The sequence below is a fragment of the Micromonospora costi genome, assembly GCF_003626655.1.
Classification (GTDB): Bacteria; Actinomycetota; Actinomycetes; order Mycobacteriales; family Micromonosporaceae; genus Micromonospora; species Micromonospora costi.
In genome coordinates this window covers 348,713-361,617 of the sequence record NZ_RBAN01000004.1, presented here as the reverse complement: position 1 = coordinate 361,617, position 12,905 = coordinate 348,713, and the positions used below count along the sequence as shown (strand labels likewise).

Annotated in this window: 11 protein-coding genes; 7 read left to right on the top strand and 4 right to left on the bottom strand. The window is 73.8% G+C overall.

All coding sequences use genetic code 11. The annotated features are described in order from the left end of the window. Positions 1 to 172: 172 nt before the first annotated feature. A complete protein-coding gene (locus D7193_RS23435; protein WP_120781695.1) occupies positions 173 to 580 on the top strand; it encodes a DUF2267 domain-containing protein in 408 nt (135 codons plus the stop codon). A 47-nt stretch (positions 581 to 627) separates the two neighbouring features. On the opposite strand, the gene D7193_RS23430 is transcribed toward D7193_RS23435, so the two are convergent. Continuing rightward, positions 628 to 2,073, bottom strand: a complete 1,446-nt coding sequence (locus D7193_RS23430) for a coiled-coil domain-containing protein (protein WP_120781694.1) — start codon at positions 2,071 to 2,073, stop codon at positions 628 to 630. 290 nt (positions 2,074 to 2,363) lie between these two features. Between D7193_RS23430 and D7193_RS23425 the strand changes: the two genes are divergently transcribed. From D7193_RS23425 to D7193_RS23415, 3 genes are all read left to right on the top strand, one after another. Further along, positions 2,364 to 3,155, top strand: a complete 792-nt coding sequence (locus D7193_RS23425) for a maleylpyruvate isomerase family mycothiol-dependent enzyme (protein WP_120781693.1) — start codon at positions 2,364 to 2,366, stop codon at positions 3,153 to 3,155. 529 nt (positions 3,156 to 3,684) lie between these two features. Next, positions 3,685 to 4,647 (top strand): LamG-like jellyroll fold domain-containing protein, encoded by a 963-nt coding sequence (locus tag D7193_RS23420; RefSeq protein WP_120781692.1) that lies wholly within the window; start codon positions 3,685 to 3,687, stop codon positions 4,645 to 4,647. Positions 4,648 to 4,687: 40 nt separating this feature from the next. Next, entirely contained in the window at positions 4,688 to 6,784 is a 2,097-nt protein-coding gene (locus D7193_RS23415; RefSeq protein ID WP_120781691.1) for a PQQ-dependent sugar dehydrogenase, read from the top strand. 67 nt (positions 6,785 to 6,851) lie between these two features. Here D7193_RS23415 and D7193_RS23410 read toward each other — a convergent pair whose 3' ends face one another. Then, positions 6,852 to 7,880, bottom strand: coding sequence for a LacI family DNA-binding transcriptional regulator (locus D7193_RS23410; protein WP_120781690.1), 1,029 nt, complete (start codon positions 7,878 to 7,880; stop codon positions 6,852 to 6,854). A gap of 219 nt (positions 7,881 to 8,099) precedes the next feature. Here D7193_RS23410 and D7193_RS23405 point away from each other — a divergent pair, with 219 nt between their 5' ends. The 3 genes from D7193_RS23405 (at position 8,100) to D7193_RS23395 (ending at position 11,334) form a co-directional block, all read left to right on the top strand. Next, complete coding sequence (locus tag D7193_RS23405) at positions 8,100 to 9,251, top strand: Gfo/Idh/MocA family protein (RefSeq protein WP_120781689.1); 1,152 nt, start codon at positions 8,100 to 8,102, stop codon at positions 9,249 to 9,251. Continuing rightward, the gene (locus D7193_RS23400) at positions 9,248 to 10,411 is read left to right on the top strand and encodes a dihydrodipicolinate synthase family protein (RefSeq protein ID WP_120781688.1); all 1,164 of its coding nucleotides are present in this window, start codon (positions 9,248 to 9,250) and stop codon (positions 10,409 to 10,411) included. The genes D7193_RS23405 and D7193_RS23400 overlap by 4 nt, the downstream gene beginning before the upstream one ends. A gap of 89 nt (positions 10,412 to 10,500) precedes the next feature. Next, positions 10,501 to 11,334, top strand: coding sequence for a sugar phosphate isomerase/epimerase family protein (locus D7193_RS23395; RefSeq protein WP_206611981.1), 834 nt, complete (start codon positions 10,501 to 10,503; stop codon positions 11,332 to 11,334). Between the two features lie 27 nt (positions 11,335 to 11,361). Here the strand turns inward: D7193_RS23395 and D7193_RS23390 are convergent, their stop codons facing one another. Further along, the gene (locus D7193_RS23390; protein ID WP_120781686.1) at positions 11,362 to 12,105 is read right to left on the bottom strand and encodes an amino acid ABC transporter ATP-binding protein; all 744 of its coding nucleotides are present in this window, start codon (positions 12,103 to 12,105) and stop codon (positions 11,362 to 11,364) included. Beyond that, complete coding sequence (locus tag D7193_RS23385) at positions 12,102 to 12,881, bottom strand: amino acid ABC transporter permease (protein WP_120781685.1); 780 nt, start codon at positions 12,879 to 12,881, stop codon at positions 12,102 to 12,104. The genes D7193_RS23390 and D7193_RS23385 overlap by 4 nt, the downstream gene beginning before the upstream one ends. Between the last annotated feature and the right edge of the window lie 24 nt (positions 12,882 to 12,905).

The window sequence follows — 12,905 nt, the reverse complement described above, 5'->3', positions numbered from 1 at the left end:
GCGTAGGCAGGTGCCGCCCGACGACCGCACCGGCGCCCCGAGACGGCGCACGCCGACCGGCCGCACCCGCGCGCGGGCCGGCCGCACCCGCGCGCCGGCCCGGTGACCGGCCGCGTCCCGCCGTTCCCTCCGGTGCGGGTTGCCGACCCACCGTCAGGAAGGGGACACCGTCGTGAAGCACCACGAGTTCGTCGCCGCCGTACGCCAGCGCGGCGAGTACGGCAGCGCCGCCGAGGCCGAGGCCGTCATCCGTGCCGTGCTCGGCGTGCTCGCGGCGCGCCTGACTCCCGACGAGGCGCACGACCTTGCGTCCCAGCTGCCGGAGGGCATCGCCGAGATCCTCGAGGAGCAGTCCGAGCCGACCCTGCGCCTCACGGTCCAGGAGTTCCTCCAGCGCATCGCCGCCGGAACCGGCGCGACCACCCGGACCGCCGAGTGGGACGCGGGGGCCGTGCTGTCGACGGTGGCCGACGCCATCACCGACGGCGAGTTCAACGACCTCATCACCCAGCTGCCGTCCGGCTACGCCGACCTCTTCGGCAACGTCGCGGTGCGGCGCCCCGGGCCGCCGTCAGTATGACCCGGACATCGGAGCGGCGCCGCTGAGGGTGCCGGCCACAGCCGCCGTCAGCTCTGCTGAACCGCGGCGACCTCCTCACCGTGCGGGTCGGCGGACTCCTCGGCCGGCTGTCCCTGCCCCTGCTCCGTGTCCGGCTGCCGGTGAGCCGGCGCCCGCTCCGGCGCCGACGCCGCCGCCCGCGCGTGCTCGCCGGTCGTCCGTGACCGTCCCGGCTCGCGCGCACCCACCATCGGGTACTCGGCCGTCTCCGCGCCGCCCGCGGCGGCGGCCATCACCGCGGCCGCCGCGAGGTCGGCCACCCGCTTCGCCTCACGCTGCACCCGCGCACGGACGTCCTTGGCGTGCCGCTCGGCCGAGTCGGCCGCCCGACGTGCCTCCTCGAGCCGCTCCGCCTCACCGGCCAGCTCCTGGTGGACCTGCTCCAGGCGCTGCTGCGCCTCGCTGAGCTGGTGCTGCGCCGCCTCGTGCTGCTGGCGTGCCTCGGCGAGCTGCTCGCGGGCCGCGTCCAGTTCGGACTGCACCTGCGCGAGCGCCTGCTGGCCTGCCGCGATCTCCTGCTGGAGCCGGGTGAACTGCTCCTGGTGGGCCGTGATCTGCTCGTCGGCCCGCTGGCGCACATCGGTCGCGTACTGCTGCGCCTCGGCGATCAGCGACCCGATGGTCTGCTCCGCGGCGGTGCGCTGGCCGGCGATCTCACGCTCGGCGGCGGCCCGCTGCTCGGCGATCTCCTGCTCGGCGGCGGTTCGCCGCTCGGTGACGTCCCGCTCGATGTTGGCCTGCCACTGCGCCAGTTCCTGTTGGCTCTTGGCCCGGGCAGCCTGCAACTCCTGCTGGATCTGCGTGCGCGCCGCGCGGGTCAGCGCCTCGGACGCGGCCCGGGCCTGCTCCACCTGCTGCGCGCTCTGCTCGCTGATCCGCTTCGCCTCCTGCCGGGCGCGCTCGTGGGCGGCCTCCCCGTCGGCGCGTAGCTTCTCCGCCGCGTCGCGGATCTCGGCGAGCTCGGTCTCGGCCGCGGTGCGCCGCTCCTCGTACGCCTTCTCCTGCTCGACGCGGCGCGCGGTCAGCTCCTCCTCCAGGTCGTGCAGCGCCCGGGCCACCCGCTCCCGCGCCTCGCCCAGCAGCCGCTCCGCCTCCGCGTGCAGCTCGCCGGCACGCTGCGCCGCGGACTCGGTGATGACCCCGGCCTGCTTCTCGGCCAGCGCGAGGATCTGGTCGACCATCGGGCCGAGGTCACGGAAGGACGCCCGGTCCGGTTGCGTCGGGCGCTGGCGCAGCTCGGTCAGCTCCGCGTGCAACTGCTGGACCTGCCCTGTCAGGTCCCGCACCTGCCCGGTCGCCCGCTCCCGCTCGGCCGTCAGCGCCGCGAGCCGGCCGTCGAGCTGCTCGACGTACCGGTCGACCTGCCGCTTGTCGTAGCCGCGCAGCGTCAGCTCAAAGGTGGGCCGAGAGGTGCCGTTCTCGCGTACCGCGAACGGCTCTTCGCCGTGGGACATCCGCCATCCTCCGTACGATCCTGACGCCCCCACGCGCCATGGGGTCGCGCAACGCTACCGCCGCGCCGGCGGAGCCCGTCGCCGGCCTCATGTCACCGGGCACCGTCGGCGCCCGTGACAACCGGCCCGGGCCGCGTCCGGCCCGAAGGCGTCGAGATTAGAGCATGGGACGGCTCGCGTGGACCGCCACGGGGGCCGGGCGGCGCGCGGCATGATGGTTGGCGGCGCCGACACTGGCCAGCCCCGCAGGCCGCGGGGCGCGGCGGCGCCGAGCAGCTGACAGGAGAGACATGTCTTCGATCGCGGACCAGACGATAGCCGCCCTGCGCAGTGGGCACGACGCGCTCGCTGCCTTCGTCGGGAAGCTCGGCCCGGACGACCTCACCAGGCCGTCCGGCGCGAGCGACTGGCAGGTGTCCCAGGTGCTCAGCCACCTGGGCAGCGGCGCCGAGATCAACCTGGCGGCGCTGCGTGCCGCGCAGGCCGGCGACCCGCCGCCCGGTGGTGACTTCAACCCGTCGGTCTGGGCCCGGTGGGACGCGATGCCGCCCGCCGAGCACGCCAGCGGCTTCCTGGAGGCCAACGAACGGCTCGTCGAGGCGTACGAGGCGCTGGACGCGTCCGCCCGCGCCGACCTGCGCATCGACCTGGGCTTCCTGCCCGAGCCGGTGGACGTCGCCACGGCGGCCCGGATGCGGCTCAGCGAGTTCGCGCTGCACCGCTGGGACGTCGAGGTCGGCTTCGACCCGGCGGCGACCGTCGCCGACGACGCGGTGCCCCTGCTGCTCGACCAGGTCGGTGCGATGCTCGCGTGGACCGGCCGGCCGGACGTCCTCGCCGGGCGGCATGCCCTGCTCGCGGTGCGACTGCACGACCCGGACCGGACGTACGGGCTCCAGCTGGGCGACCGTGTCGAGCTGACCGACGCGCCGGAGCGGCCCGACGGCGAGCTGACGGCGCCGGCCGAGGCGTGGCTGCGTCTCACGGTCGGGCGGCTGGGCCCGCAGTACACGCCGGAGGACGTCCGGGTGACCGGGCCGGTGAGCCTCGACGACCTGCGGGGTGTCTTCCCCGGCTTCTGACGCGCCTCCGCAACTGCCGCACGCCGGCCGGGCGCCCGTCCCGGCCAGCGTGCGGCGGCCCCGCCGCCCACCGCCCCGCTCGCCCGCCCGGCCCACCCGCCCGGGCACCCGGTGATCATGAAGTTATTGCCCCGACACGCCGATGCCGCGGGCAATAACTTCATGATCACCGCGCGGGCCCATCGTGCGGAGGGTCGGCCGGAGAGGCCGGCCGGCGGACATCGGCACGTGCACATCGATGGCTATTGCCAGCCGTGCGGAGCGCGGCCTAGAGTCGAAAGCGCTTTCGTAAGCGCTTCCACCCGGCGTCCGGATGCGCGACGCCGGCCGCCGTCCTGCTCGGCGGGCAGCGCACGCCGGGCGCGGGAGACCGCCGGCGAGCGATCGTCCCGGCGGGCGGCCTGCCGGCCCGCCGGTGACCCCGTGGCGCCGGGGGTTCCGTACCGCACCACCGACACGGGGAGGTCCGGGCCGCTCCGGAAAGCGCTTGCCGAGGGCGGTACGTCCGTGGCACAGAGAGGTGTACGCGATGTCGAGAACACGGCGCGTCGCCGCCGCCACCGCCGCCGTCCTGGCGGCCGGTGTGCTGGCGGGCGTCGCGGCGCCACCCGCGTCGGCCGGTCGGGCCGGCCCGCGCGACGTCCACCCGTCCCTACGAGAGAACCTGGTCGCCTTCTACGACTTCGACCACCCGGTGCCCGGCGACGTGGCGCTGGAACGCGACCAGGGCCGCTCCGGCACGGAGATCGAGCTGGTCAACGGCGGCGCGGCGATGCGCGTGGCCGACCGCGCGTACGCCGGCAGCGGCCGCGCCCTGCAGACCCGGCAGGTCGAGCCGACGGTCGCCGGCAACGACGACTGGAAGGCCGGCGTCTTCTCCGCCAGCGGCGTGCGTACGCTGCGCCCGTTCAACGCCGTGGCCGGCACCACCGTGATGGGCTGGTTCAAGGTCGGCATGACCGCACCACGGCCCAACTCGAACACCGCCGACCCGAACGACCTGTTCAACGCCATCGGGCTGGCCGGTGTGCTCACCGGCGACTCCGACGGGCACGGCGTACGCGCGCTGCTGGAACTCATCGACGTCTCCGGCGAGCTGCGGCTGGTCGCGCTCGGCCGGCGGCTCGACGGCGGCGACTCGCAGACGTTCGCGGCCGCCGAGGACTGGCGCACGCTGTTGCCGGTGGGGCAGTGGGTGCACCTGGCCGCCACGTTCGACTTCGCCACCGGAACGATGGCGCTCTACCGCAACGGCCGGCCGGTGGACGGCTTCTACACCCGTACCGACGACCCGTGGCGGGTCGGCGGGCCCGGCCCGCACGTCACGACCGCCTCCGACCCGCGCGGCATCAAGATCGGTGGCAGCTATCCGCAGGACACGCGCGAGCAGAACCCGTGCGACTGCCGGATGGACTCGCTCATGTTCCTCGACCAGGCGCTGTCCGCGCGCGACGTCGAGAGTCAGTACCGGCACATGGTCCGCGGGCGTTGACCCGCACCCCCACCACCCGTCGATGAGAACGGAGTGACCCATGCGCATCTCCACCCGTAGCCTGCGCAGACCGGTGGCCACCGCCCTGCTGGCGACCGCCGCGCTCGCCCTGTCCCTGGTGGCCGTACCGTCCGCGCAGGCCGCCGACGCGATCTACGATCCGATCCCCGAGGCGCAGACCCAGAGCCGCCTCGGGCTCGTCCTCACCGAGTACGCCTCGTTCCCCAGGTCGGAGCCGACGCCGGCACCCACCGACGCCCGCCTCATGCGGCAGGCCCGGATCAACACCATCATGGAGATCCCCGACGGCTCCGGCCGCCGGGCCGTACCGGACCTCAACGGCAAGCTCTACGTCGTGAAGGACGGCGTGCCGCACGTCTACCTCGACGTCGCGGCGACGTTCGCGCCGAAGTTCTTCTCCGGCCGCGGCCTCGGCCAGGGCTTCGGCTACGTCGCCTTCCACCCGGACTTCAAGCGCACCGGTAAGTTCTACACCGTCCACACCGAGCAGGCGTCGCTCGCCACCGAGGTGCCGGACTGGTCGCAGACCGGCACCATCTACCACGGCATCATCACCGAGTGGACGGCCGACGACCCCGCTGCCGACACATTCGCCGGCACCCGCCGCGAGGTGCTCCGCATCGGCTTCGGCGGCCAGGTCCACGGCATCCAGGAGATCAACTTCAACCCGACGGCGAAGAAGCACGACCCGGACTACGGGATGCTCTACATCGCCGCCGGTGACGGTGGTCTCGGCGTACGCAACACCGACCCGCAGAACCTCGCCCTGCCGCACGGGAAACTGCTGCGGATCGACCCGCTCGGCACCAATGCCGCGAGCCGGCGGTACGGCATCCCGCCGTCGAACCCGTTCGTCGGCCGGGCCGACGCGCTGGGTGAGATCTACGCCGTCGGCTTCCGCGACCCGCACCGATTCAGCTGGGACCGGCAGACCGGGAAGCTGTACCTGGGCCACATCGGCGAGCACGCCATTGAGGCGATCTACGAGGTCCGCGCGGGCGACAACTTCGGGTGGAGCGAGCGGGAGGGAGCGTTCGTCTTCGACAAGACGTCCACCGCGCCCTGCGACAAGCTCTTCCCGCTGCCCGCGGACGACGCGAGCTACGGCTACACCTACCCGGTGGCCGCGTACGACCACGACCCGGCGCCAGGCTGGAACTGCACCTCCGACGTGGGCGTCGCGGTGGCCGGCGGTTTCGTCTACCGGGGCCGGGACGTGCCGGCCCTGCGTGGCAAGTACGTCTTCGGTGACCTGGTCGACGGCCGGGTGCTCTACACCGAGGCGAGCCAGATGCGGCGTGGGGCGGACCTGGCCCCGATCCACCGGCTGGCGCTCTTCGACGCCGCCGGCACCCCGGTGCGGATGCAGGACCTCTCCGGTCCGGGCGCCCCGGGCGACCCGAACCGGGTCGACCTCCGTTTCGGCACCGACGCTCAGGGTGAGCTCTACCTTCTGGCCAAGGCGAACGGGAAGATCTGGAAGGTGACCGGCACGAGGCAGTTCGCCAGCGGATCCGTGGGCAACACCAGGGTGCGCGACACCATGCGCCCGACCAACTGGGCGCCGGTGACCCCGTCGAAGTGGCAGTTCACCGGCCGGGAGGTGATCCTCGCCGAGGCGGGCGTCCAGCGTCCCGGCCCGCGCCGGCCGTTCGAGTACGCCGTGCTCACCGCCGGCCCGGAGTTCGCGGCGGTGGACATCACCGCCCAGGTGCGCCTCGACACCCCGGTCGAGGTGACCAACCGTGACGTCATCATCGTGTTCGGCTACCGGTCGGACACCGAGTTCTACTACGCCCACCTGTCCACCGACAACACGATCCTCCCGCACAACGGCATCTTCAAGGTCAACAACGCCGACCGGGAGCGGATCGACTACCAGTGGAACGGGCGGTCCCGCGGTGCGGCGCCCGCCATCGTGGACGCGGACTGGCACAGCGTCCGGGTCCGGCACCTGCCGGCCACCGGGGAGATCGCGGTCTACGTCGACGGGGCGAAGGACCCGCTCATGACCGCGCGGGACACCACGTTCGGCTCGGGCCGGGTGGGCTTCGGCTCGTTCGACAACGTGGGGCGGCTGCGTGACCTCACCGTACGCGGCACTCCGGCGACCTGACCGCCGGCGTGAGGGGCGGGGGAGCGGTGGCTTGGCCGCCGCTCCCCGGCTGCTCGGCGACGTCCGCTCAGCCGGCCACGGCGGGGGTGCTGGCGCGGACCACGACCTCACCGCCGACGCGGCGCAGCCGCGGCCGCTCGACGTCGTCGTCCAGCGCCAGGCGGACGGCCAGCGCGCCGATCTCCTCGAGCGGGATCCGCACGGTGGTGAGCCCCGGGCTGACGTCGCGCAGGGTGGCGATGTCGTCGAACCCGGCGACCGCCATGCCGGCCGGCAGGTCGACGCCCGCGTCACGCAGCGCGGCCATCGCGCCCACCGCCATGACGTCGTTGACCGCGAACACACAGGTGACGTCGGGCCGCCGGTCGAGCAGCCGGCGCATCGCCTCGTAGCCGCCGTCGCGGGTGAACGGCCCGGACACGATGTGCTCCGGGGCGAGCTGAGCGCCGCGCAGCGCCAGCGCCTCCCGGAAGCCGCCGACACGCTCGGTCGCGGTGAGCAGGTCGGTGGGCCCGGCCAGCACCGCGAACCGCCGGTGCCCCAGGTCGTACAGCGCGTCGCCGAGGTCGCGCGCCCCGCCGTGGTTGTCGATCGAGATGGTGTCCACGGGCAGGCGGGGCTGGCTGACGGCCACGGCCCGACCACCCTCGGCCTCGAACGCGGCGAGTTCCTCGGCGAGCTGGTCGGTGGCGGCCCGGTCGTCGGTGCGGCTGCCGACCACGATGACCACGCTCGCCCAGTGCCTCCGGAAGGCGCCCACGTAGTCGGTCTCGGCTCCGGGCCGGCGCTCGGTGCTGGCCATGGTGACCAGCAGGCCGTGCGCCTCGGCCTCCCGCATGACACCGGCGGCGACCGCCGAGAAGTACGGGTCGGCGATGTCGTGCAGCGAGAGACCGACGATGTTGGTCCGGCCCCGCGCCATCGCCTGCGCGTGGGCGTTGGGGGCGTAGCGCAGCTCGGCGGCGGCCCGCAGCACCCGCTCACGCAGCTCCTCGCGGACCACCCGGTTGGGGCTGCCGTTGAGGGCGCGGGAGGCGGTGGCCAGCGAGACCCCGGCGCGGCGTGCCACGTCGTGCAGCGTGACGGAACCGGTCACGACACCGTCCTTCCCGGGCGCGGGTGGAAACCGTTTGCCGCCAGCGTAGGAAGCCGTCGATCACACCGTCAATCCGCGTGCCGGCCCGGTGACCTGCGTCGCCGTGGCCACAAGGGCCGGTTCCGGCGTACGGCGACCGGCCGGTGGGTACGGGGCTTGCACCCGCGCCGGACTCTGCCATACGGTTCCCGGTAAGCGCTTTCCCAAGGAGGTCTGTCGATGGCCGGTCGCAAACTCGGCGTGGTGATGAACGGGGTGACCGGCCGCATGGGCTACCGGCAGCACCTCGTCCGGTCGGTCCTCGCCATCCGGGAGCAGGGCGGCGTGCCGCTCTCCGACGGCACCCGGGTCCAGCTCGAACCGCTGCTCGTCGGGCGGAACGCCACCAAGCTGCGGGAGATCGCCGAGCGGCACGGGCTGCCCCGCTGGACGACCGACCTGGACGCGGCCCTGGCCGACGACGATCACCCCGTCTACTTCGACGCCCAACTCACCCAGGTGCGGGAGAAGTCGCTGATCAAGGCGATGGACGCCGGCCGGCACGTCTACACCGAGAAGCCGACCGCCGAGTCCCTGGCCGCCGCCCTCGACCTCGCCCGGCACGCCCGCCGCGCCGGGGTGAAGAACGGGGTGGTGCACGACAAGCTCTACCTCCCCGGGCTCATCAAGCTCAAGCGGCTGGTCGACGGCGGGTTCTTCGGCCGGATCCTGTCGGTGCGCGGCGAGTTCGGCTACTGGGTCTTCGAGGGCGACTGGCAGCCGGCCCAGCGTCCCAGCTGGAACTACCGGGCGCAGGACGGCGGCGGCATCGCGCTGGACATGTTCCCCCACTGGAACTACGTGCTGGAGAACCTCTTCGGGCACGTCCACGCGGTCACCGCGCGGGTCGCCACCCACATCCCGCACCGCTGGGACGAGCAGGGCGTCCGCTACGACGCGACCGCCGACGACTCGGCGTACGCCATCGTCGAACTCGACGGCGGCGTCATCGCCCAGATCAACTCGTCCTGGGCCGTCCGGGTCAACCGGGACGAGCTGGTCGAGTTCCAGGTCGACGGCACCGACGGCAGCGCCGTGGCCGGGCTGCACCGCTGCCGGGTGCAACACCGTGCGGTCACGCCGAAGCCGGTGTGGAACCCGGACGTCGTGGAGACCCAACGGTTCCGCGACCAGTGGCAGGAGGTGCCGGACAACGGCGTGCTCGACAACGGCTTCAAGGCCCAGTGGGAGCAGTTCGTACGGCACGTCGTGGAGGACGGGCCGAACCCCTACGACCTGCTCTCCGGCGCGCGTGGCGTGCAGCTCGCCGACGCCGCGCTGCGCTCGTCGCGGGAGGGCCGCCGCATCGAGCTGCCGGAGCTGACGGCGTGAGCGTCACGGTGCGGCTGCCGCGACCGGACGGGTCCCTGGAGGAGCGGCGGCTCGCCGAGCCGGCCCGGTGGGCGCGGCCGGCCAGGCCCCTCACCTCCCGGGTCGCCTTCGCGGCGGCGCACGTGGTGGCCGATCCGCTGGGCGACAACACCCCCGGCGCCCCCGCCGCCGTCGACTGGGAGTCGACCCTGGCGTTCCGCCGGCACCTGTGGTCGTACGGCCTCGGCGTGGCCGAGGCGATGGACACCGCGCAGCGCGGCATGGGGCTGAACTGGGCGACCACCCGCGAGCTCATCGACCGCAGCGCCGCCGCCGCGCGCGAGGCCGGCGGCCGGATCGCGGCCGGCGCCGGCACCGACCACGCGCCGCCCGACCTCGACTCCCTCGACGACGTGGCGACCGCCTACGGCGAACAGATCGAGGTGGTGGAGGCCAGCGGCGCCCAGGTCATCCTGATGGCCAGCCGCCAGCTCGCCCGGCTGGCCCGCGGGCCCGAGGACTACGCGAAGGTGTACGACCGGCTGCTCGGCCAGGTCTCCCGCCCGGTGATCCTGCACTGGCTGGGCCCGATGTTCGACCCGGCGCTGGCCGGCTACTGGGGCTCGCCGGAGGTCCCGGCCGCCACGGCCGCCTTCCTGGAGCTGATCGGCCGGCACGCGGCCAGGGTCGACGGGGTCAAGGTGTCCCTCCTCGACGCCGCCCACGAGCGCGGGCTGCGGGCCGCGCTGCCGGCCGGCGTCCGCCTCTACACCGGCGACGACTTCAACTACCCGGAGCTGATCCGCGGCGACGGCACCCACCACAGCGACGCCCTGCTCGGGGTGTTCGCGGCGATCGCGCCGGCCGCGTCGGCCGCGCTCCAGGCCCTCGACGAGGGCGACCTGGCCCGCTACGACGCCGCCCTCGCGCCGACCCTGCCGCTGGCCCGGCACGTCTTCACGGCGCCGACCTGGTACTACAAGACCGGCATCGCCTTCCTCGCCTGGCTCTGCGGTCACCAGCCCGGCTTCACCATGGTCGGCGGCCTCCAGAGCGCCCGGTCCGTCCTCCACCTGGCCGAGCTGGCCCGGCTCGCCGACGACGCCCGGCTGCTGCCCGATCCCGACCTCGCCGCCACGCGCCTGCGGGCGTTCCTCGACGTGGCCGGAGTGCCCGGGTGAGCGCTGGCCCGGCGTCCACGGTGGACGCCCTCGACGTGCCCTCCGGCCGACCGGCGGCCGTGCCGACACCGCCGCCGGGCGACCCGCGGCTGGCCCGGCTGTCACTCAACCAGAAGACCACGGACCGTTGGTCGGTCGCCGAGGCCGTGACCGGCTGCGTCCGCGCAGGCCTGCCGGCGATCGGCCTGTGGCGGGAGCCCGTCCAGGCGATCGGCGTGCCCGCCGCGGCCCGCCTCGTGGCCGACGCCGGCCTACGGGTCTCCTCGCTGTGCCGCGGCGGGTTCCTCACCGCCGCCGAGCCGGCCGCCCGCCGGCGCGCGCTCGACGACAACCGGCACGCCGTCGACGAGGCCGCCGGACTGGGAGCGGCCTGCCTCGTGATGGTGGTCGGCGGTCTGCCCGAGGGGTCGCGCGACCTCGCGGGCGCCCGCGAGCGCATGGCGGAGGGGATCGCCGAGCTGGCGCCGTACGCGGCGGAGTGTGGCGTACGGCTGGCCCTGGAGCCGATGCACCCGATCTTCTGCGCCGACCGGGGCGTGCTCTCCACCCTGGGCCAGGCGCTCGACCTCGCCGAGCGGTTCCCCGCCGAGCAGGTCGGTGTCGTGGTGGACACGTTCCACGTCTGGTGGGATCCCGACGTGCTGCCCCAGATCCAGCGGGCAAGCGGCCGGATCGCGAGCTTCCAGGTCTGCGACTGGATCACGCCGCTGCCGCCCGACGCGCTGCTGTCGCGGGGCATGATGGGCGACGGCCACATCGACTTCCCGCTGCTGCGCCGGGCCGTCGAGGACGCTGGCTACGACGGCGACGTCGAGGTGGAGATCTTCAACGCCGACGTGTGGGCGGCCGACCCCGACGCCGTGGTCGCCACGCTGGCCCGCCGCTACGTGACGCACGTCCTGTCCGACCGGCTGGCCGGCTGAAACCCGGGTCGACGGGCGGACGCGCCCTCAGAGCACCTGCGCGAGGAACCGGCGCAGCCGCGGGTGTTCGGCCGCCTCGAAGACCGCCGCGGGCTCGCCGGCCTCCAGCACCACGCCACGGTCCATGAACGCCACCGTGTCGGCGACCTCGCGGGCGAAGCCCATCTCGTGGGTGACCACCACCATGGTCATCCCGCCGGCCGCGAGGTCGGCCATCACCCCGAGCACGCCCTTGACCAGCTCGGGGTCGAGGGCGCTGGTCGCCTCGTCGAACAGCATCACCTGCGGCTGCATGGCCAGCGCCCGAGCGATCGCGACCCGCTGCTGCTGGCCGCCGGACAGGTACGCGGGCCGGGAGTCCGCCTTCGCGGCCAGCCCCACCAGATCCAGCTGTTCCCGGGCGACGGCCACGGCCTCGTCCTCCGGCAGCCGCCTGATCCGGCGCAGCGCCAGCGTGACGTTGCGCAGGACACTCATGTGCGGGAACAGGTTGAACTGCTGGAACACCATGCCCACCCGCTGCCGCAGGGCGTCCGGGTCGTCCCCCAGCACGCTGCGCCCGTCCAGCAGCACGTCACCGCGGTCCGGCTCGATGAGCCGGTTGATCGTCCGCAGCAGCGTCGACTTGCCGGAGCCGGACGGCCCGATGACGCACGCCGTCTCGCCCCGGGCCACCTCCAGGTCCACACCGCGCAGCACCCGGTTGGCGCCGAAGGCGAGGTGGACGTCGCGTACGCCCAGGCTGACCGACGTGCTCGTGTCGACGCTCATCGCTGGTTCCCTCCCACCGCTCCCGGCAGCGCCAGGTCGGCGTCCTCGATCTCGTCGTCGGGTGCGCCGGCGGCGCGGCCGTGCCGCAACCGCCGGTCGATGGCGTTGACCACGTGGGTCAGCGGCACCGTCAACGCCAGGTAGAACAGGCCGGCCAGCAGCAGCGCCGACTCGTTGCCGGTGGTGGCCGCGTAGTCCTGGCCGATCCGGAACAGCTCCCGCTGGCTGGCGACCAGGCCGAGGAAGTAGACCAGGCTGGAGTCCTTGATGAGCGCGATGAGCTGGTTGACCCAGGCCGGCAGGACGCGGCGTACGCCCTGCGGGATGATGACCACCCGCATCGCCTCGCCCCAGGAGAACCCGAGGGCGCGGGCACCTTCCATCTGCGCGGCCTCCACCGACTGGATGCCGGAACGGAAGATCTCGCCGATGTAGGCGGCCGCGATGAGCGAGAGCGCGAGGATGCCCAGCGGGTACGGGTCGGGGCCCCACACCTGCATGCCGAGCGGCGCCAGGCCGACCCCGATCAGCAGGATGGTCGCGGCGGCCGGCAGGCCCCGGAACACGTCGGTGTAGACCCGCGCGGGCCAGCGTAGCCACCGGCTGCGGGAGATGCCCGCGACGGCCAGGACCATGCCCAGCACCGAGCCGAGCAGCGCGGCGGAGACCGCCAGGATCAGCGTGTTGGGCAACCCGACGGTCAGCATCTCGGGTAGCGCCTCGCGCATCGAGTCCCAGTCGAAGAACGTCTCCCACAGGGTGCGCAACGGATCCATCTCTCGCCTCTCCTACCGCACTGC